Origin of the sequence: Streptomyces sp. S4.7 (assembly GCF_010384365.1) — a bacterium.
In the GTDB taxonomy this organism is placed as follows: domain Bacteria; phylum Actinomycetota; class Actinomycetes; order Streptomycetales; family Streptomycetaceae; genus Streptomyces.
Genome location: NZ_CP048397.1, coordinates 1,862,452 through 1,882,911, shown reverse-complemented (window position 1 = coordinate 1,882,911; position 20,460 = coordinate 1,862,452). Strand labels below are relative to the sequence as shown.

Annotated in this window: 17 protein-coding genes; 4 read left to right on the top strand and 13 right to left on the bottom strand. The window is 71.2% G+C overall.

Annotated elements, in window-relative coordinates; genetic code table 11:
* Positions 1-195: 195 nt before the first annotated feature.
* Entirely contained in the window at positions 196-1,605 is a 1,410-nt protein-coding gene (glnA, locus tag SSPS47_RS08290; RefSeq protein WP_164249882.1) for a type I glutamate--ammonia ligase, read from the bottom strand.
* Between the two features lie 306 nt (positions 1,606-1,911).
* On the opposite strand from glnA, the gene SSPS47_RS08285 reads away from it, so the two are divergent.
* Positions 1,912-2,376, top strand: coding sequence for an RDD family protein (locus SSPS47_RS08285; protein ID WP_147872646.1), 465 nt, complete (start codon positions 1,912-1,914; stop codon positions 2,374-2,376).
* 115 nt (positions 2,377-2,491) lie between these two features.
* On the opposite strand, the gene SSPS47_RS08280 is transcribed toward SSPS47_RS08285, so the two are convergent.
* From SSPS47_RS08280 to lipB, 4 genes are all read right to left on the bottom strand, one after another.
* Positions 2,492-3,190: a DUF4191 domain-containing protein gene (locus SSPS47_RS08280; RefSeq protein ID WP_147872644.1), complete on the bottom strand. Its 699-nt coding sequence runs from the start codon at positions 3,188-3,190 to the stop codon at positions 2,492-2,494.
* A 10-nt stretch (positions 3,191-3,200) separates the two neighbouring features.
* The gene (locus tag SSPS47_RS08275) at positions 3,201-3,407 is read right to left on the bottom strand and encodes a hypothetical protein (RefSeq protein WP_164254445.1); all 207 of its coding nucleotides are present in this window, start codon (positions 3,405-3,407) and stop codon (positions 3,201-3,203) included.
* A gap of 385 nt (positions 3,408-3,792) precedes the next feature.
* The gene (lipA, locus tag SSPS47_RS08270) at positions 3,793-4,758 is read right to left on the bottom strand and encodes a lipoyl synthase (RefSeq protein ID WP_147872642.1); all 966 of its coding nucleotides are present in this window, start codon (positions 4,756-4,758) and stop codon (positions 3,793-3,795) included.
* 174 nt (positions 4,759-4,932) lie between these two features.
* On the bottom strand, positions 4,933-5,763 hold the full coding sequence (gene lipB / locus SSPS47_RS08265) for a lipoyl(octanoyl) transferase LipB (RefSeq protein WP_164249880.1): 831 nt from the start codon (positions 5,761-5,763) through the stop codon (positions 4,933-4,935).
* A gap of 302 nt (positions 5,764-6,065) precedes the next feature.
* Between lipB and SSPS47_RS08260 the strand changes: the two genes are divergently transcribed.
* Entirely contained in the window at positions 6,066-7,733 is a 1,668-nt protein-coding gene (locus tag SSPS47_RS08260) for a regulator (RefSeq protein WP_164249878.1), read from the top strand.
* A gap of 29 nt (positions 7,734-7,762) precedes the next feature.
* On the opposite strand, the gene SSPS47_RS08255 is transcribed toward SSPS47_RS08260, so the two are convergent.
* The gene (locus tag SSPS47_RS08255) at positions 7,763-9,151 is read right to left on the bottom strand and encodes an NAD(P)/FAD-dependent oxidoreductase (RefSeq protein WP_164249876.1); all 1,389 of its coding nucleotides are present in this window, start codon (positions 9,149-9,151) and stop codon (positions 7,763-7,765) included.
* Positions 9,152-9,810: 659 nt separating this feature from the next.
* Positions 9,811-10,713 (bottom strand): TIGR01777 family oxidoreductase, encoded by a 903-nt coding sequence (locus SSPS47_RS08250; RefSeq protein ID WP_164249874.1) that lies wholly within the window; start codon positions 10,711-10,713, stop codon positions 9,811-9,813.
* Positions 10,714-10,749: 36 nt separating this feature from the next.
* Here SSPS47_RS08250 and SSPS47_RS08245 point away from each other — a divergent pair, with 36 nt between their 5' ends.
* Complete coding sequence (locus SSPS47_RS08245) at positions 10,750-11,244, top strand: GNAT family N-acetyltransferase (protein ID WP_164249872.1); 495 nt, start codon at positions 10,750-10,752, stop codon at positions 11,242-11,244.
* Positions 11,245-11,262: 18 nt separating this feature from the next.
* Here the strand turns inward: SSPS47_RS08245 and SSPS47_RS08240 are convergent, their stop codons facing one another.
* On the bottom strand, positions 11,263-11,787 hold the full coding sequence (locus SSPS47_RS08240) for a DUF4240 domain-containing protein (RefSeq protein ID WP_164249870.1): 525 nt from the start codon (positions 11,785-11,787) through the stop codon (positions 11,263-11,265).
* 150 nt (positions 11,788-11,937) lie between these two features.
* Between SSPS47_RS08240 and SSPS47_RS08235 the strand changes: the two genes are divergently transcribed.
* The gene (locus tag SSPS47_RS08235) at positions 11,938-12,867 is read left to right on the top strand and encodes an SDR family oxidoreductase (RefSeq protein WP_164249868.1); all 930 of its coding nucleotides are present in this window, start codon (positions 11,938-11,940) and stop codon (positions 12,865-12,867) included.
* Here the strand turns inward: SSPS47_RS08235 and SSPS47_RS08230 are convergent.
* The 5 genes from SSPS47_RS08230 to sucB form a co-directional block, all read right to left on the bottom strand.
* Entirely contained in the window at positions 12,858-13,823 is a 966-nt protein-coding gene (locus tag SSPS47_RS08230; RefSeq protein ID WP_164249866.1) for a WYL domain-containing protein, read from the bottom strand. The two genes, SSPS47_RS08235 and SSPS47_RS08230, sit on opposite strands and share 10 nt — an antisense overlap.
* A 45-nt stretch (positions 13,824-13,868) precedes the next feature.
* Positions 13,869-14,699, bottom strand: a complete 831-nt coding sequence (locus SSPS47_RS08225; protein ID WP_164249864.1) for a MerR family transcriptional regulator — start codon at positions 14,697-14,699, stop codon at positions 13,869-13,871.
* A gap of 168 nt (positions 14,700-14,867) precedes the next feature.
* Complete coding sequence (aceE, locus tag SSPS47_RS08220) at positions 14,868-17,549, bottom strand: pyruvate dehydrogenase (acetyl-transferring), homodimeric type (RefSeq protein ID WP_164249862.1); 2,682 nt, start codon at positions 17,547-17,549, stop codon at positions 14,868-14,870.
* A 231-nt stretch (positions 17,550-17,780) separates the two neighbouring features.
* Entirely contained in the window at positions 17,781-18,404 is a 624-nt protein-coding gene (locus SSPS47_RS08215; protein WP_164249861.1) for a GntR family transcriptional regulator, read from the bottom strand.
* Between the two features lie 166 nt (positions 18,405-18,570).
* Positions 18,571-20,403 (bottom strand): 2-oxoglutarate dehydrogenase, E2 component, dihydrolipoamide succinyltransferase, encoded by a 1,833-nt coding sequence (sucB, locus tag SSPS47_RS08210; protein ID WP_164249859.1) that lies wholly within the window; start codon positions 20,401-20,403, stop codon positions 18,571-18,573.
* Between the last annotated feature and the right edge of the window lie 57 nt (positions 20,404-20,460).

The window sequence follows — 20,460 nt, the reverse complement described above, 5'->3', positions numbered from 1 at the left end:
CGGAGGAGGGCCGAGGGGCCCTGACCGGGGGCCCGAAGGGGCAACGCCTTGCACAGACCCTCGGACGCGCGAACGAGGGCCGCCACCCCGGTTACGGGGTAGCGGCCCTCGCGGAAAGACTGACATCACGTCAGGGAATCGGCCCGGCGGTGAGCTGTTGGTGTGCCCTCCGCCCAAGTGGCCCGACTTCGCGGTCTAGATGTCGTAGTACAGCTCGAACTCGTGCGGGTGCGGGCGGAGTTGGATCGGGGCGATTTCGTTTGTGCGCTTGTAGTCGATCCACGTCTCGATCAGGTCCGACGTGAACACGCCGCCCGCCTGGAGGTACTCGTTGTCGGCCTCGAGGGCATCCAGTACCGCCGGGAGCGAGGTCGGGACCTGGGCCACGCCCGCGTGCTCCTCCGGGGCCAACTCGTAGAGGTCCTTGTCGATCGGCTCCGCCGGCTCGATCTTGTTCTTGATGCCGTCCAGGCCCGCGAGGAGCAGGGCCGAGAAGGCCAGGTACGGGTTGGACGACGGGTCCGGGGCGCGGAATTCGACGCGCTTGGCCTTCGGGTTGGAGCCCGTGATCGGGATGCGCATCGCGGCCGAGCGGTTGCGCTGCGAGTAGACCAGGTTGACCGGGGCCTCGAAGCCGGGGACCAGGCGGTGGTACGAGTTCACCGTCGGGTTCGTGAACGCCAGCAGCGACGGCGCGTGGCGCAGGATGCCGCCGATGTAGTAGCGGGCGGTGTCCGACAGGCCCGCGTAACCCTGCTCGTCGTAGAAGAGCGGGTCGCCACCGGCCCACAGGGACTGGTGAACGTGCATGCCGGAGCCGTTGTCGCCGAAGATCGGCTTGGGCATGAAGGTCGCGGTCCTGTTGTTGCGCCAGGCGACGTTCTTCACGATGTACTTGAAGAGCATCAGGTCGTCCGCCGCGGCGAGCAGCGTGTTGAACTTGTAGTTGATCTCGGCCTGGCCGGCGGTGCCGACCTCGTGGTGCTGGCGCTCGACCTGGAGGCCGACGGCGTCCAGCTCCAGGGAGATCTCGGCGCGCAGGTCGGCGAAGTGGTCGACCGGCGGGGCCGGGAAGTAGCCGCCCTTGTAGCGGACCTTGTAGCCGCGGTTGTCCTCCGTCGAGCCCGTGTTCCAGGCGCCGGCCTCGGAGTCGATGTGGTAGAAGCTCTCGTTCGACGTCGTGTTGAAGCGCACGTTGTCGAAGACGTAGAACTCGGCCTCCGGGCCGAAGTACGCGGTGTCCGCGATGCCGGTGGAGGCGAGGTACGCCTCGGCCTTCTTGGCGATGTTGCGCGGGTCGCGGCTGTACTGCTCACCCGTGATCGGGTCGTGGATGAAGAAGTTGATGTTCACCGTCTTGTCGCGACGGAAGGGGTCCACGCGAGCGGTGGACAGGTCCGCGCGAAGTGCCATGTCCGACTCGTGGATCGCCTGGAAACCGCGGATCGACGAGCCGTCGAAAGCCAGCTCGTCCGCCGGGTCGAACGCCTTCGCCGGGATCGTGAAGTGCTGCATCACGCCAGGCAGGTCGCAGAAGCGGACGTCTACGAATTTCACGTCCTCGTCCGCGATGAACTTCTTGGCCTCGTCGGCGTTCTGGAACATCCAGCTCCTCCTCCTCCCGTCCCGGGGAGGGGCGGGGGTTTATCGCTACTGGTCGTGTGGCCAGTGCGGTGGCACACGCAGGACCCGACCATAGGTATGCGTGATTTCTCAGGCATGACCCGTTTGTTTCGCCGAAGTTAACCGGCCTGGGTGTGTGCCGTTCCACAGACAGGCCACCGCGGCCGGAAACAACCGGCCCGGCGGGTGGCTCGGCACGGGATCGGTCTCCTGTCCCACGGCTACCCCGTGGCCCGTCCCGTACCCCCGGGACCCCGTACGCGCCCACCCGCGCAGTACCGTGTTCTGGTGGACAACAGGGAAGCAATCGGGTCGTGGCTCTCCGGACCGCGTGCGGCGTCCGAGGAGATGGGTGCGGACTTCGGATACCGGGGCGAGCGCCTCGGGCTGCCGAAGGAAGGCCCCGGTTCCGCCGCCCCTCTCGGGCGGCGCTTCGGAGCGCTCTTCGTCGACTGGGCGCTGTGCATGCTGATCGCGTACGGGCTCCTCGCGGACAACCCGCAGTCGGCGAGCAACTACGCGATCGGCGTCCTCCTGGTCATGAACATCCTGACCGTCGGGACGGTCGGCTCCACGATCGGCAAGCGCCTCTTCGGGCTGCGGGTCATCTCCGAGCGCCGCGACCGGCTCGGCCTCGGACGGGCCGTGGTCCGCAGCGTGCTGCTGTGCCTCGCCGTACCCGCCCTCATCTGGGACCGGGACGGGCGCGGGCTGCACGACCGGCTCGGCCGCGCCGTACAGGTACGCATCTAGGGTCTGTCCGCCGCGCGTCTTCGGACGCGGGACATAGGAGCGGGACATAGGAGAGGGCGGCGGGAACTCGCGTTCCGCGCCGCCCTCACATGTGTCCGGAGACCGGAGAGACCGGTCAGCGCATCTTTCCGCCGCGCGGCATCCGCATGCCCTTCGGCATCGGGCCCTTCGGCAGCGGCATGTTGCTCATCAGGTCGCCCATCGCCCGCAACCGGTCGTTGGCCGCCGTCACCTGGGGACCGGAGAGCACCCGAGGCAGCTTGAGCATCGTCGTACGGACCTTCTTCAGCGGCACCTGGCCCTCACCGTCGCCGACGATGATGTCGTGCACCGGCACATCGATGACGATGCGCGCCATCTTCTTCTTCTCGGCCGCCAGCAGGCTCTTGAGCCGGTTCGGATTGCCCTCCGCCACCAGCACGATGCCGGCTTTGCCGACCGCACGGTGGATCACGTCCTGGCTGCGGTTCATCGCGACCGCCGGGGTTGTGGACCAGCCTCGGCCCACGTTCTCCAGCACGGCCGCCGCCGCTCCCGGCTGGCCCTCCATCTGTCCGAAGGCAGCACGCTCGGCGCGGCGTCCGAAGACGATCGCCATCGCGAGGAAGGCCAGAATGAAGCCCAGAATGCCCAGGTAAATGGGGTGACCGACCAGAAAACCGATCGCGAGGAGGACACCGAAGGTGACGATTCCCACGCCCGCGACGACGAGACCGACCCTCTTGTCGGCCCGTCGGGTCATCTTGTAGGTAAGAGCGATCTGCTTCAGTCGCCCAGTTTCCGCAGCAGTGTCTGCGTTTTCCTTCCTCGCCATGTACGGAAGTTTACGTGGCCCGGGAAGCGCGGCCCGACACGGCCTCCAGTACGTGCTGCGCCTCGACCCGGTCCTTGGCCCTGCGGCGGTCCTCCAGGACGGCCGTCCAGGCGTTCCTGCGAGCCGTGCGCTGGCCGCCGCTGAGGAGGAGCGACTCGACGGCGCGCAGGGCGTGGGAGACGGAGGGCAGGGCGGTGGGGCGGTTGGCTGCCGCCATCACCTGGGTGACGGGTCGTACCGGCGCGGCCTGCATGGTGGCTGTTCCCCCCTAGGAACGAGTGCGGTGACGGTGCGGGAGTGGGGCGCGAGCGGGTTCGGGCCCGGTGCGGGTTCCGGTACGGGAACGAGCTCCGGTACGGGAGCCGGTGTGCGCGGTGCGTACTAATCAGGATTACCCGACGGTGTTACCAGTGCGTGACCAAGCGGTCAAACGGCCGTGAATGCCCGAAGCCGTGCCCCCGAACAGCGGCGCGGCCCGTACGTGGCCCCCGACCTGCGGGGAGCGTACGGGCCGCGGCGATGCGGCCGTTACTGCCGAGTAGTCGCTTGTGCTCGGATTCACACGGCGGGCGCGCGCAGCGGGCGGACGCGGGCCGGCGGATTCACACCGTCTGGTGGACGGACTCCGTGCCCCGGCGCTCCATCGCCTGCTGGAAAAGGCGCCCCGCGCGGTACGAGGAGCGGACCAGCGGCCCCGACATCACACCGGAGTAGCCGATCGCGTCGGCCTCGTCCTTCAGCTCCACGAACTCGTGCGGCTTCACCCACCGTTCGACGGGGTGGTGGCGCGCGGAGGGCCGCAGATACTGCGTGATGGTGATCAGCTCGCAGCCCGCGTCGTGCAGATCCCGCAGCGCGTCACTGACCTCTTCGCGGGTCTCGCCCATGCCGAGGATCAGATTCGACTTCGTGATCAGACCGGCCTCGCGGGCCTGGGTGATGACGTCGAGGGAGCGCTCGTAACGGAAGCCGGGGCGGATCCGCTTGAAGATCCGCGGCACCGTCTCGACGTTGTGCGCGAGCACCTCGGGGCGCGAGGAGAAGACCTCGGCGAGCGCGTCGGCCTCCGCGTTGAAGTCGGGGATGAGGAGTTCGACCTTCGTACGGCCCGCTTCGCGTCCGGCGGTCTGCGCGTGGATCTGGCGCACGGTCTCCGCGTACAGCCACGCGCCGCCGTCCGCCAGGTCGTCGCGCGCGACGCCGGTGATCGTGGCGTAGTTCAGGTCCATCGTGACGACGGACTCGCCGACCCGGCGCGGCTCGTCGCGGTCCAGCGCCTCGGGCTTGCCCGTGTCGATCTGGCAGAAGTCGCAACGCCGCGTGCACTGGTCGCCGCCGATGAGGAAGGTCGCCTCGCGGTCCTCCCAGCATTCGTAGATGTTGGGACAGCCGGCCTCCTGGCACACGGTGTGCAGACCCTCGCTCTTCACGAGCTTCTGCATCGCGGTGTACTCGGGCCCCATCTTCGCCCGGGTCTTGATCCACTCGGGCTTGCGCTCGATGGGGGTCTGGCTGTTCCGGACCTCCAGGCGCAGCATCTTGCGTCCGTCGGGTGCGACAGCGGACACGTCCGGCACCTCTCTCTGCTGGCGCGGCATTCGAATCTTCGGCGAAGACCAGAGTACGCCCGTTGATTGCTTGGTACTACGTGGCCATGGCGTCGCATGGCACAGGGACAACCGGTGGCCGGTGAAGGGCATTCCCCCTCCGGGCGCGACCGTGCGCCGCGGTGGCCACCGGGGTCAGGCGCGCGCCGGCTCGACGGCCGGGGCCGGGGCTTGCGCCTCGGCCTCGACCTCGCGGGGTTGCGGCTCCGCGTGCTCCAGCACGTCCCGCAGGTGGTGCTCCACGACGGGAAGCACCTCCGCGACGGTGAGGTCGTGGCCCAGTTCGTACGAGAGCGACGTCACGCCCGCGTCCCGGATCCCGCACGGCACGATCCTGTCGAACCAGGTGTTGTCCGGGTTCACGTTCATCGAGAAGCCGTGCATCGTCACGCCCTTGGCGACACGGATGCCGATCTGGGCGAGCTTGCGGTCCTCGCGGCGCTGGCCCGCGTTGGACGGGGCGTACTCGGGTCCGTTCAGCCGGGGGTCGAACTCCCCGTCGTTCACCCGGGGGTCGAAGTCCAGCGACAGACCGCCCACGGACCGGCGCTCCTCCACCGGATCGCCGAGCACCCATACGCCGCTGCGGCCCTCCACCCGTGTCGTCGCCACGCCGAAGTCGGTCGCCGTACGGATCAGCGCCTCCTCAAGACGGCGTACGTGCGCCACCACATCCACAGGACGCGGCAGCTTCAGGATCGGATAGCCGACGAGCTGTCCGGGGCCGTGCCAGGTGATCTTGCCGCCGCGGTCGACGTCCACGACGGGAGTGCCGTCGAGGGGGCGCTCACTGTCCTCCGTACGCCGCCCCGCCGTGTAGACGGGCGGATGTTCGAGCAGCAGGCAGGTGTCGGGGATCTCGTCCGCGAAGCGGGCCACGTGGACCTCGCGCTGCTTCTGCCACGCCTCCCGGTATTCGACGGCGTCGCCGCCGAAGCCCAGATGGACGAACCGCAGCTCACTCACGGGCATTGCCTCCCTCGCTCTGTGCCCGGGATCCGGGGGTGTCCCCACGACAGCCGGGCACGGTGCACGTATCGCGCCCCAGCCACTGTACGACCGCGTCCCCCGGAGCGGTCGGGCAGGCCCGAAGGGCTCAGGGGGCCGCACCGGACCCGTATGCGCGGCCCGTCAGCCAAGGCCGCAATCCTCACACGATCGGATGAATGTGGGACGAACGTGACGGTGCGGGCAGCTCCGACCGCTAAATTCGCGCCGTTCCATGAGGGCTGCTCCCGGGGCCCGGAAGGCAGGAGACCGTACAGCTGATGTCGGAACGACCTCCGCAGCGCATCCCCAACCGCCAGCTCGCCGCGCTCATCGCAGAAGCAGGTTTCTCCAACGCAGGGCTCGCCCGCCGGGTGGACCAGCTCGGGCTCGAACACGGCCTCGACCTGCGGTACGACAAAACGTCCGTGACCCGCTGGCTGCGCGGCCAGCAGCCACGCGGCACCACGCCCGCACTGATCGCCGAGGTCTTCACCCGCCGGCTCGGCCGCCGGCTCTCCGCCCAGGACCTGGGTCTGGACGCCTGCGCGCCCGTTTACGCGGGGCTGGAATTCGCCGCGACCCCCGAGGAAGCCGTCGACATCGTCGGCGGACTCTGGCGCAAGGACTCGGGGAGCCACGCGGAGCTGCGCAAGATCGCGTTCACCCCGGCGGGGCTCGTCGTGCCCAGCCGCGACTGGCTGATCGGCCGCGCGGACGAGCGGGTCGGGCACGACGGCTCGGCCTCGACGACGGCCGCCGGCCCGCCCCGGACGCCGGGGCAGGGGACCGGCCGAGGGGCGGCGCAGGTGCCGGGACAGCCCACCGGACATCAGCTCGCCGGGGGCGCGGGGCCGGGGACACCGTCGTACGGCACACGCTCCTACGGAGGCGGCGGCGACAGTGGTGCCGGTGGTGGCGGTACGAGCCGCGCGGCGGCCGCCGCGGGTGTCCGGGTGCCCACCCAGGGCCGCGCCACCGCGCCCCGGCAGGCCGCCGTCCCCGCAGGTGTCCCGCCGGCCCGGCAGACGGACCGCGTCGCCGGACAGCGGGTCGGCGGCGGTGACATCGCGGCCCTGCGCTCCGTCGGCGAGCTGTTCCGCACCCTCGACCAGGCGTACGGCGGAGGCCACGCCCGGCAGGCGCTCGTCCGGTACCTGGAGCACGAGTGCGAGCCGATGCTGCGCGGCGTGTACGGCGAGACCACCGGGCGCCGGCTGTTCGCCGCCGCGGCCGACCTGACCAGACTCGCCGGCTGGACCTCGTACGACATCGCCGCGCACGGTCTCGCGCAGCGCTACTTCGTGCAGGCGCTGCGGCTGTCCCAGGCGGCGGGCGACCGGGCGTACGGCTCCTTCGTCCTGATCACCATGAGCCGCCAGGCCGTCTACCTCGGACACGGCCGGGAGGCGGTCCAGCTCGCCCGCGTGGCCCAGCAGGGCGTCGGCTCGGCCGCGCCGCCCGTGGTGCAGTCGCTGCTGCACTCGGTCGAGGCGCGCGGACACGCCGTGCTGGGGGAGCCGCGGGCGTGCACCGCCTCGCTCGTACGGGCCGAGCGCGCCCTGGAGTCGGCCCGGCCCGGCGACGAAGTGCCGCACTGGGCACGGTCCTTCGACGAAGGGCAGCTCGCCGACGAGTTCGGGCACAGCTACCGCGATCTCCAGCAGTACCGCGCGGCCGTCCAGCACGCGGAGCGCTCACTTCAGCTACGGGCACCCGGGTTCGCGCGCAGCCGCCTCTTCTGCCGGGTGGTGCTCGCCTCCGCCCGGCTGGGACTCGGCGAACTGGAGCAGGCGTGCGCGCTGGGCGCGGAGGCGGCGCAGCAGGCGACGGAGATCCGCTCGGCACGCGCGGTGGACTACGTACGGGACTTCGAGCGGCGGCTGGAGCCCTACCGGGACGCGGCCGCCGTACGCACCTACCGCGACCGGATCGCGGCGTTCGGCTGAGAGGCGTCCAGGAGGGCGTCACGGGCCCGCTACGCCGCTGTGGGGATCTGCAGCGTCCCATGGTCCGGCCGTACGCCCAGGTCGTCCAGGATCGCGTACGCGGCCCTGCGGCCCGACGAGAGCGCGCCCTGGACGGTGCTGGTGTCGCGGTGGTCCCCGCACACGTACAGCCCCGACAGCAGCCGCACCTGACGGCGCAGATCGTGCGGCGCCGGCATGGCGGGGACCGCCTCCGGGTCGTGCTGGACGGCCAGCAGCTCCCAGTCGTCGGTCGGCGAGCCGTACAGCGTGGCCAGATGGGCGCGGACCGCGCCGTCGAGTTCCGCCCCGGGGGGCGGCGTACGGAGCCCGAGCACCGTCGAGGAGATCAGCGTCCGGCCGGCCGGGGCGCGCGACGGGTCCACCGCGCTCATGACGGTCGTGTGCGCCACCGGGCCGCCGCGCCGGTCCCCGTCCAGGAGCAGAGCGGGATCGGTCAACGGGGGTGCGGGGGCCGTGTGGTGGAGGACCGTCACGGGATGGAAGCCCGGCACCCGCAGCCCCGGCAGCAGCTCGGCGGCGGCGCGGGCGCCCGTCGCGACGAGCAGTGAGCGGCAGGTGATCTCGCCGTGCTCCTTCGTACCGACGGAGCTGATCGACGCGTCCGTCACGCACACACCGGTCCGCACCGTGCCGGGCGGCAGCGTGGCCGCCAGCAGCTCCGGCAGGGCGGCGGCGCCGCCCTCGGGGACGCACAGCCGGCCCCGGGCGAAGCTGCGCAGAGCCAGGTCGGCGCAGCGGCTGGACGTGGTGAGGTCCGGGTCGCAGAGCAGTGCGGAGAGGAGCGGGCGTACGAAGCCGTCGACCGTCCGCGCGGGCAGACCGCGCGCGGACAGCGCGGCGAGCGCGGGGCGTTCGGGGCGGGCCAGCAGCCGGGTCACCGGGGTGGTCGCGAGACGGCCGAGGGCCGCGTGGAGACGGGCCTGGTCGAGCGCGTTGCCCAGCGGGGGGCGGGAGCCCGGACGGGTGGCGGCCCTGGCCCCCGTGACGCGGCTCCTTACGGTCCTGGCGCGTGGGGCGCTTGCCAGGGCGCGTGCGGCGGTGAGTGCGCCCCGTGCGCTCCCCGCGGTGACGGTGACGCCCGCGCGATGGCGCCGGCCCTCGCTGTGGACGAGCACGCCCGGAGAGAACGTCCGTAGGGAGACGTCGCGGAGCGCGGGGGTGCGGATCAGTTCCGGGTAAGAGGTGTTGAGCAACTGGCCGATGCGGTCGAGCCGGAAGCCGTCGAGGTTCTCGGTGGCCATCCTGCCGCCGATGTGAGGGGCGGCCTCCAGGACGCTGACTGTTACGCCCGCGCGGGTCAGCTGGTGAGCTGCCGACAGGCCGGCGATTCCGGCGCCAATGATGACGACGTCCGCGTGATGTTCTGTGCTGAGCACGTGCCCCTCCCCGAGGTCGGCGCGGCTGTGCGGTCCCGGGCTGATGCCCCGGCCCCACTCAGGGAATACCCGAGTGCGGCTCGAGACTAGGAAGGGAACCGGCCGTTCACAGTCGCGCAGTGGGGTCAGCACGGATGCGTGTGGGGCGCACGGGTTGCCGTCCGGCGGGGTGGGGGGTGTCCGGGGTCTTGGCTGCGGGTCGGCGCTCCCGGTCGGGGTTCGGGGTTCGGGGTCTTTGGAGGGGTGTGTCCGGACGGCGTGCTTTACGGCGCGTGCAGGGCTCGTTGGACCTGCCGACCCATCTTGTTCACGCGCCACAAATCAGCCTGAGTGTCCGAACACACCCCTCCTGCGCCCCCGCCCCCCTCGCGCCGTCACGGGTCACCCCACCGTCCCCTCTCCCGCGGGATGGAAGGGGGACGCGCAGGGGTCGTGTCCGGACACTCAGGCTGATTTGTGGCGCGTGAGAAGCCCGGTTCCCTATACGCCAACGAGCCTTGCACGCGCCGTAAATCACGCCGTCCGGGCATGACCCCGGAGCGGCACCCGGCCACCACCGCCCACCCCGAGCCCGGCCGGCGATTGAGGCCAAAACGGCCCGCACGGCGCGGACGGCCCGCACGGCGCGGACCCGGTCAACGAGACCCCGCAACCTCGCGCTACACGCGCACCGCCGCGAGGATCGACTCGTCGATCTTCGGGAACGCGAACGTGAACCCCGACTCCAGCAACCGCCCCGGCAGCACCCGTTGGCTTCCCAGGACGTCCTCCGAGAACTCACCCAGCGCCACCTTCAGCGCCACCGACGGCACCGCGAAGAGCGTCGGCCGGCGCAGCACGCGACCCATCGCCGCCGTGACCTCGCGGTTGGTCACCGGCTCGGGCGCGGTGAGGTTCACCGGACCCGACAGGGACTCCGTGTCGATCAGATGCCGCAGCGCCGCCACATGGTCGTGCAGGGAGATGAAGCTCCAGTACTGCCGCCCGTCGCCCAGCCGGCCCCCCAGTCCCGCCCGGAAGATGGGGAACAGCCGGCCCCACGCGCCGCCCTCGCGGGCCACGACGAGCCCCGTGCGGGCGAACACCGTCCGTACGCCCGCGTCCGACGCGGCCGACGCCGCGTCCTCCCACTCGACGCACACGGAGGGCAGGAACCCCTCGCCCGGCGGCGCCGACTCGTCCACCGCGCGCTCGCCCGTGTCGCCGTAGAAGCCGATGGCGGACCCGCACACCAGGACCTTCGGCGCGGTGTCGAGGGACGCGACGGCCTCGGCGATCGCCGCCGTACCAAGGACCCGGCTGTCCCTGATCTCCTTCTTGTACGCGTCGGTCCACCGGTGGTCCGCGACCCCCGCGCCCGCGAGGTGGACGACGGCCTCGCAGCCGTACAGCCCGCCCACGTCGACGTACTGGCGGGACGGGTCCCACTCGACCTCGTCGCCCGCCCGGGAGGGGTGCCGGACCAGGCGGACCACCTCGTGTCCGTCCGCTCGCAGGGAGCGCGTGAGCGCCGTGCCGATGAGCCCGTTGGAGCCGGTGATCGCGATCCTCATGGAACCCATCCTGCCCGTACCCGACCACGCGGGACAGTTGGTGCCATGCCGGAACCGCACATACGTGGCGCCCTCTCCTCGGACGACGACGCCCTGAGCCGCCTCGACCACGACACCTGGTCGTTCCTGCACGCGGTGACGCCCAGGCAGGAGCCGCCGTTCGAGCCGTTCTTCGACACGCGCCACCGGCCCGGTGACTATCTGGTCGCCGAGGCGGACGGCCGGATCGCCGGCTATCTCCGGCTGGTGGCGCCCACCCCGCTGGCCTGCAACGCGCACGTCAGGCAGATCCAGGGGCTCGCCGTGCACGAGTGGGCGCGCGGCCGGGGCGTGGCGCGGCTGCTGCTGCGGGCGGCGATGGAGCGGGCGCGCGCGGAGGGCGCGGTGCGCATCACGCTGCGCGTGCTCGGGCACAACAAACCGGCGCGCGCTCTCTACGAGTCGGAGGGGTTCGTGGTGGAGGGCGTGCTGCCGGGGGAGTTCTTCCTGGACCGCGGTTACGTCGACGACGTGCTCATGGGGCGTTCGCTGGACGCCTGACGGCGGAACGCGGGGCGGTCAGTCGACGCCGAACCGCTCCCACAGACGGGGCAGCCGGTCGGCCAGCGCCTGTGGGTCCTCGAAGTCGACGGGTGTGCCCTCGGGCTCCGGGGCCTGCGGGGCGACCCCCAGATCGGGCGCGACCGCTCCGGTGAGCTGTTCGTACGCCTCGTCGGCCGCGTACCCCAGCTCCTCGCCGTCACCGTCGATCTCCTCGTCGAACTCGTCGACGAGTTCGACGAGACTGTCCGGCTCGTGCACGGCGCCCTCGAACACCTCCCGGCCCTGGCCGATGAGCCAGCAGCGGAAGTAGTCGAACGCGTCGTCGCTCGCGCCGCCGAGGAGGATCGCGGCGGCCGCCCACAGATCCCAGTGGTAGGCGCGGTTGTAGCGGGTCTCGAAGTGCCGGGCGAAGTCCAGGACCGAGTCGGGGTCCAGCTGGAGCAACCGCTCCACGAGGAGATCGGCGTGCTCGTCGGGATCGCCACCGGCCGCCTCGCGCGTGGTGTCGATGATCGCCCAGAACTCCGTCTCGTCGGTCACGGGTACAGCATCGTGCTTGGCGAGGGGCGGCGCACGCGGAGTGCGGAAAGCGGGGCATCCGCGCCGCGCGGGGCGATGAAGCCGGACAGAAGATGTCTCCTTTGCGTGGAACGATCACCGGGAGAGATCGACTGAGAGGGAGCCGGCGGGATGACCGACAACCACGACAAGCCACTGACGGGAAAGATCGCGCTGGTCGCCGGGGCCACCCGGGGCGCGGGGCGGGCGATCGCCGTGGAGCTCGGCGCCGCGGGGGCGACGGTGTACGTGACGGGGCGCACCACGCGGGAGAAGGTCAGCGAGGTGGGGCGGGCCACGGAGACCATCGAGGAGACCGCCGAGCTGGTCACCCGCGCGGGCGGCGAGGGCATCGCCGTACCGACCGACCATCTGGAGATCGAGCGGGTACGGGCCCTGGTGGAGCGGATCGACCGGGAGCAGGGCCGGCTGGATGTGCTGGTCAACGACGTGTGGGGCGGGAACAAGCTCCTGGACTTCGACACCCCGGTCTGGGAACTCGATCTGGAGCGCGGCCTGCGGATGCTCGATCTGGGGGTGAAGACCCATTTGATCACCAGCTCCGTCGCGCTGCCGCTGCTGGTACGGCAGCCCGGCGGGCTGGTCGTCGAGGTCACCGACGGGACGGCCGAGTCGAACAGGACACCGCGCAACAACCTCTACTACGACCTCGCCAAGAACGCCCCGATCCGGATGGCCTACCTGCTGGCCGAGGAGTTGAGGAGCGTGGGCGGCACGGCGGTCGCGGTCACCCCCGGCTTCATGCGCTCCGAGGAGATGCTCGACGGCTTCGGCATCACCGAGGAGAACTGGCGGGACGGAATCAAGGCCCACCGGCACTTCGCGCTCTCGGAGACGCCCGTCTACGTGGGCCGGGGCATCGCGGCGCTCGCCGCCGACCCGGAGCGGGAGCGCTGGGCGGGGCAGGCGCTCTCCAGCGGGCAGCTGGCGAAGGAGTACGGCGTCACGGACGCGGACGGCAGCCGGCCGGACGTGTGGGCGTACATGGCGGCCGAGGCGGCGGCGCCCGGTACGGAGGTCTCCATGGACGGCTACCGGTAGAGACGCGCGGTGCGCTCGGCGGAGTCGGCGAAGCGGGCGCGCAGCTCCGCCGGCTCCACCACCTCCAGCTCCGGGCCGAAGGCGAGGAGCTGGGTGAACGCCACGTCGGCCGACTCGACCGGAAGCGTGAGGGTCGTCCAGCCGTCCCCGTCCGGCGGGCCGGCCGCCTCCGCCGCCTCCCGGGCCGAAGCCCGGTCGGTCAGATGCGGCAGTTGGCGCAGGCCCTCCGGGGAGAGCCGGAGCACCACCTCCGTACGGAGGATGGACCGGGTGAACTGCGCGGCCCGCTCGTCCCAGAAGGCGGGCAGGTCGAAGGACTCGTCCCGTTCGAAGCGCTCCTGCGAGAGCGTTATCTCCGTGAAGCGGTCGATCCGGTAGACCCGGAAGGACGTGTCGACGCGGGCGCAGAGATACCAGACGCCCGCCTTGAGCACGAGTCCGTACGGTGCCAGCTCCCGCTCCACCTCGGTGTCCTGGCGCCGGTAGCGGGCCACGACGGTGCGGTCGTCCCACACGGCCTCGGCGACGGCCGGCAGCAGTTCCGGCGTCTGGGGCTCCTTGTACCAGCCGGGGGCGTCCAGGTGGAACCGCTGCGCAGCCGAGTCCGACGCGCCCCGCAGCGAGGGGAGCAGCGCCGCCGACACCTTCAGCCGGGCGGCGGACGCCGCGTCCTCAAGGCCCATCTCGCGGAGCGCGTTCGGCAGCCCGGAGAGGAACAGGGCCTCCGCCTCGCCGCGTGCCAGTCCCGTCAGGCGGGTGCGGTAGCCGCCGACGAGCCGGTAGCCGCCCGAACGCCCGCGGTCCGAGTAGACAGGCACCCCGGCCTCGGAGAGGGCCAGCGCGTCGCGTGTGACGGTCCGCTCGGACACCTCCAGCTCCCGTGACAGCTCGGCACCGGTCATGGAGGGCCGCGACTGGAGGAGCAGCACCATCTTGATCAGCCGGGCAGCACGCATGGAGCCATTGTCCACGGACGACGCGGTGCGCCCGGACCGACCGGGCTACGCCAGGGGTTCCTGGATCTCCGTCACCCACTTCTCGCGGTCCGGCGGGCATTCGAGACTGACCTCGCGCGGGTATCCGGCCGAGACATGGCCGCCCGCGTCCTTCCAGGCGGCCAGGATCTGTTCCGTACGGAGCATGTCGCCGACCGCCGCGTCCATCGGGCCGCGGTGCACGATCACCGCCGCGCGCTCGACGGGGGGCAGGTCGACGATGTGGAAGCCGTGGGCGGGATCGGGTTCGGCGGAGACCGTGAGAGCGGCGTGCACGACGACCGCGCCGTCGCCGTCCGGCACGTCCTCGTAATAGGCGATGCCGGGCCCTGTGCCCGGCACCCCGGCCGCCTCCAGACGCCGGAACAGCTCCTCGTACAGAGGGCCGATGACGGGGCCGATGTCCTGGGGTTCGAAACTGGCGGCCACGGCGGACAGTTCGGCCACCCGTACCGCGGGGATGCTCTTGACGACGACGTCCTCGGTGGGCATGTGCCCCTCACTCTCGATCGACCGGAGCCGCGCCTCGACCTGGCCCAGCCTGGCGGCCGCAGCCGCCATCGCCGCTTCCAGCTCGGCCCGCCGCAGCGTGAGCATCCCGCGCAGCTCGTCCGGGCCCACACGGCCCTCCAGGATCTCCCGCACCTGCTGGAGCGTGAAGCCGAGATCCTTGAGGGCGATGATCCGGTTGAGTTCGGCGAGCTGCCCCGCTGTGTAGTAGCGGTACCCGCTGAACGGGTCGGTGCGGGTGGGGCGCAGCAGCCCGATCGCGTCGTAGTGACGCAGCATGCGGGCCGACACACGGCCGTGCCTGGCGAAGTCTCCGATGGTGAACATGACGTTCCCTACTGCACGGGTTCACACGGTGTCAGGGTCAAGCATGCCGTGGACACGACCTCAGAGGGTTCCTCATGGAGAACCCCATGAGGAACCCTCTAAGGAAGCGGCTTCCGCCCGGCCACGAGGGGCCGGACGGAAGCCGCTTCCTTACGGACGAGGCGTCCTTCAGAGGCCGTAGCGCTCCCGCGCCTCCTTGACCGCCGACGCGGGCACCTCGCCGCGCCGCGCGAGCTGCGCCAGCGCCGCGACCGTGATCGAGTGCGCGTCCACACCGAAGTGACGGCGGGCCGCCTCACGTGTGTCGGAGAGGCCGAAGCCGTCCGTACCGAGCGAGGAGTAGTCCTGCTCGACCCACTGGCTGATCTGGTCGGGCACCTGGCGCATCCAGTCGCTGACGGCCAGCACCGGGCCCGGTGCCCCCTCCAGGGCCTGTGTCACGTACGGCGTGCGCAGTTCGCCCCGTAGCAGCGCCTCGTCGGCCTCCAGGGCGTCCCTGCGCAGCTCGCCCCAGGACGTCGCCGACCAGACGTCGGCCGTGACACCCCACTCGGCGGCGAGCAGTTCCTGCGCCTTGAGGACCCAGTGGATGGCCGTGCCGGAGGCGAGCAGCTGGAGCCTCGGCGAGTCCGCCTTGGCGGGCACGCCCTCCTTGAAGCGGTAGAGGCCCTTGACGATGCCCTCCTCCACGCCCTCGGGCATGGCGGGCTGCGGCATCGGCTCGTTGTAGACGGTGAGGTAGTAGAAGACGTCCGAGTCCTCGCCGGGGGCGGCCTGGCCGTACATCCGCCGCAGGCCGTCCTTGACGATGACCGCGATCTCGTACGCGAACGCCGGGTCGTAGTTGAGCGAGGCCGGGTTCGTCGCCGCGAGCAGGTGCGAGTGGCCGTCCGCGTGCTGGAGGCCCTCGCCCGTCAGGGTCGTACGGCCGGCCGTCGCGCCGACGATGAAGCCCTTGCCGAGCTGGTCGGCGAGCTGCCACATCTGGTCGCCCGTGCGCTGCCAGCCGAACATCGAGTAGAAGATGTAGAACGGGATCATCGTCTCGCCGTGCGTCGCGTACGACGTCGCGGCGGCGATGAAGTCGGCCATCGAACCGGCCTCGGTGATCCCCTCGTTGAGGATCTGGCCGTCCTTGGCCTCCTTGTAGTACATGATCTGGTCGCGGTCGACCGGGTCGTACGTCTGGCCCAGCGGCGAGTAGATGCCGGCCGACGGGAACAGCGCCTCCATACCGAACGTACGCGCCTCGTCGGGGACGATCGGGACCCAGCGCCGGCCGGTCTCCTTGTCCCGCATCAGGTCCTTGACCAGCCGGACGAACGCCATGGTCGTGGCGACCGACTGCTTTCCGGAGCCCTTGTAGACGGACTGGAACGCCTTCTCGGAGGGCTCGGGCAGGGCGACGGCATGCACTCGGCGGGCCGGGGCGGGCCCGCCGAGCTCCGCACGCCGCTCCTGCAGATAGCGGACTTCGGGGGAGTCGGCGCCGGGGTGGCCGTACGGCACCAGCTCGTCGTTCAGCTCGGAGTCGGGGATGGGAAGTCCGAGCAGGTCCCGCATGGTGCGGAACTGGTCGCCCGAGAGCTTCTTCATCTGGTGGTTGGCGTTGCGCGACTCGAAGCCGGTGCCGAGCGTGTGGCCCTTCACCGTCTGGGCGAGGACCACGGTCGGCGCGCCCTTGTGGGCGAGCGCGGCGCGGTAGGCCGCGTAGACCTTGCGGGCCTCGTGGCCGCCGCGCGAGCTGTGGAAGCACTCGTCGATCTTCGCGTCGGTCAGCAGCTTCGCCAGCTCGGCGAGCGCGGGCTCGGCGCCGAAGAAGTGCTCACGGATGTAGGCGACGTCGCGGGTCGCGTACGTCTGGAACTGCGCGTCCGGCACCTCGCGCAGCCGCCGTACGAGGGCGCCCGTGGTGTCGAGCGCGAACAGCTCGTCCCAGGCGGAGCCCCACAGGGACTTGACGACGTTCCAGCCGGCGCCGCGGAACTGGGACTCCAGCTCCTGCACGATCTTGAAGTTGGCGCGGACGGGGCCGTCGAGGCGCTGGAGGTTGCAGTTGATGACGAAGGTGAGGTTGTCGAGCCCTTCGCGGGCCGCGAGGGCGAGTGCCGCCGTCGACTCGGGCTCGTCCATCTCTCCGTCGCCGAGGAACGCCCATACGTGGGAGGCGGAGGTGTCCTTGATCCTGCGGTTCGTCAGGTAGCGGTTGAAGCGCGCCTGGTAGATCGCGGAGAGCGGGCCGAGACCCATGGAGACGGTGGGGAACTCCCAGAGCCAGGGCAGCCGCCGCGGGTGCGGATAGGAGGGGAGGCCCTTGCCACCCGCCTCCTGACGGAAGTTGTCGAGGTGCTCCTCGGTGAGCCGGCCGTCGAGGAACGCGCGGGCGTAGATACCGGGGGAGGCGTGGCCCTGGATGTAGAGCTGGTCACCGGAACCGTCCCCCTCCTTGCCGCGGAAGAAGTGGTTGAAGCCCGTCTCGTAGAGCCACGCGGCCGAGGCGAAGGTGGCGATGTGGCCGCCCACGCCCAGGCGCGAGCCACGGGTGACCATCGCGGCGGCGTTCCAGCGGTTCCACGCGGCGATGCGGGTCTCCATCGCCTCGTCGCCGTCGAAGGCGGGCTCGGCGGCGGTGGGGATGGTGTTCACATAGTCCGTCTCCAGCAGAGCGGGCAGTCGAACCCCGCCGCGCTCGGCGTGCTGGAGCGTGCGCCGCATCAGGTACGCCGCACGGTGCGGGCCCGCGTGCTCGGTGACGGCGTCGAGTGAGGCCGCCCACTCGGCGGTTTCCTCGGCGTCGCGGTCCGGGAGCTGGTCGAGCTCGCTCGGAAGCTTGCCTACGGGGTCGGGCATGGTCGCCGCCTTCCGGTCACACAGGAGGGGGTGGAGAGAGAGTGGAGAGGAGCCTTGTCTGGCAGGACAGGGCGAAGGGCTGGGGTACAGCCCGTCAACGACTGTAAGTCGCTGATCGATGATCGATCAAAGAGTTGACGGCAAAATTTCATGATCTGCAGAAATTGGCATCCAGTGCCGGTGGGCAGGGCACGCAGTGACGCCGCAAAACGGAACGAAACGGGCGGTCGATCAGGCCCGCGGTGCGCATCCGAGCACGTGGTCCCTCACCAGTGCGCCGATGAGCGGATCCCGGCGCCGGAACGCCTCCACCAGTTCCTGGTGCTCCTCCGCGTAAGACTTCTGGACGGTGCCGAGCCACCGGATGGACAGCGCCGTGAACACCTCGATGCCGAGCCCTTCCCAGGTGTGCAGCAGGACGCTGTTCCCGGCGGCGCGCACCAGCTCGCGGTGGAAGTCGACGGTGTGCCGCACCTGCGCGGTCCCGTCGGCCCGCCGGTCGGCCTCGTACAGCGCCGTCACGTGCGGCTCCAGGGCGGAGGTGTCGGCGGCCAGCCGCTCGGCGGCCAGCTCGGCGGCGATCTGCTCCAGACCGGCCCGCACGGGGTAGCTCTCCTCGAGATCGGCGGCGGTCAGATTCCGTACGCGTACGCCCTTGTTGGGCGCGGACTCGATCAGCCGCAGCGACTCCAGCTCGCGCAGCGCCTCACGTACGGGTGTCTGACTGACCGCCAGCTCGGTCGCGATCCGCCGTTCGACGATCCGCTCACCCGGCTTCCAGCGTCCGCTGACGATGCCCTCCACGATGTGCTCGCGGATCTGTTCGCGCAGCGAGTGGACGACGGGCGAGATCATGACGGGGCTCCTTCGGATGGCCGTGGCCGAGGTTACCTCTCCCGGACGGGCGGCCAGGGGGATCATGACTGAGGGACAACGAGACCTTTACGCGACGGCGCCCCCGGCCGGATCTCTCCGGGCGGGGGCGCCGTCGTGACATACGGACGTGCCGTACGGATGCTGACTACAGGCCCAGCTCCACCTCGAACTCGCCCGCTTCCAGGATCCCCTTGACCGCCGTCAGGTAGCGGGCGGCGTCCGCGCCGTCCACCAGGCGGTGGTCGTAGGAGAGCACGACGTGGACCATGTCGCGCACCGCGATCGTCTCGCCGAGGTCCGGGTGGTTGATGACCACCGGACGGCGGACCGTCGCGCCGATGCCCAGGATGGCGACCTGGTTCGGGGGCACGATGATCGTGTCGAACAGGGCGCCGCGCGAGCCCGTGTTGCTGATGGTGAAGGTCGCACCGGACAGCTCGTCCGGCGTGATCTTGCTGCCGCGGACCTTGCCCGCCAGCTCGGCGGTCTTCTTGGCGATGCCGGCGAGGTTCAGGTCGCCCGCGTCCTTGATGACCGGCGTCATCAGACCCTTCTCGGAGTCCACGGCGATGCCGATGTTCTCCGAGTCGAAGTACGTGATGGTGCCCTCGTCCTCGTTGATACGGGCGTTGACCACCGGGTACGCCTTCAGCGCCTGGGCCGCGGCCTTGACGAAGAACGGCATCGGGGACAGCTTGACGCCCTCACGGGCGGCGAAGCCCTCCTTGGCCTGCGCGCGCAGCCGCATCAGCTTGGTGATGTCGATCTCGACGACCGAGGTCAGCTGCGCCTGGCCGTGCAGCGCCTTCATCATGTTCTCGCCGATGACCTTGCGCATGCGCGGCATCTTGATCGTCTGGCCACGCAGCGGGGAGACCTCCAGCTTGGGGGCCTTCGACGCGGCGGGAGCCGGAGCGGCGGCGGGCGCCGGGGCCTGGGCGGCGGCCTTGGCGGCCTCCGCGGCGGCGACGACGTCCTGCTTACGGATGCGGCCACCGACGCCGGTGCCCTTGACCGAGGCCAGGTCGACGCCGTTCTCGGCGGCGAGCTTGCGCACGAGCGGGGTCACGTACGCGCCCTCGTCACCCGGACCGGCGGCGGGAGCGGCGGGTGCCGACGGGGCAGGGGCGGCGGCCGGCGCGGGCGCCGGTGCCTCCTGCTTCGGGGCGGCCGGGGCGGGAGCCGGAGCAGGGGCTTCCTGCTTCGGCGCTTCCTGCTTCGGCGCTTCCTGCTTCGGGGCGGCCGGGGCCGGTGCGGGGGCGGGGGCCTCCTGCTTCGGAGCCTCCTCCTTCGGCGCGGCCGGAGCCGGTGCCGGGGCAGCCGCCGGAGCGGCACCTTCGGCGCCGATCACGGCCAGCTTCCCGCCGACCTCGGCGGTCTCGTCCTCGGCGACCACGATCTCCAGCAGCACACCGGAGACCGGCGCGGGGATCTCGGTGTCGACCTTGTCGGTGGAGACCTCCAGCAGCGGCTCGTCGGCCTCGACGGAGTCGCCGACCTCCTTGAGCCAGCGGGTGACGGTGCCCTCGGTGACGCTCTCGCCGAGCGCCGGGAGGGTGACGTCGGTGCCCTCGGCGGAGCCGCCGGCCGGCGCCTCGGCGGCCGGCGCGGGCGCCGGGGCCTCGGTCTCGGCGGCCGGAGCCTCCTGAGCCGCCGGAGCCTCCTGAGCCTCCGGAGCGGGCGCGGCCTCGGCCGGAGCCGCGGCCTGCTGCGGCGCCTCGGCGGCGGCCTCGCCGCCCGAACCGTCGTCGATCACGGCCAGCTCGGCGCCGACCTCGACCGTCTCGTCCTCGGCGACCTTGATCGAGGCCAGGACCCCGGCGGCGGGCGCGGGGATCTCGGTGTCGACCTTGTCGGTGGAGACCTCCAGCAACGGCTCGTCGGCCTCGACGCGCTCGCCCTCGGCCTTCAGCCAGCGGGTGACTGTGCCCTCGGTGACGCTCTCGCCGAGCGCCGGCAGGGTTACGGAAACCGCCATGGTCTCAGTTGCTCCTAACGGTGGGATCTCCCCAGCTTGCGCGGAGCGCCGAGCGAG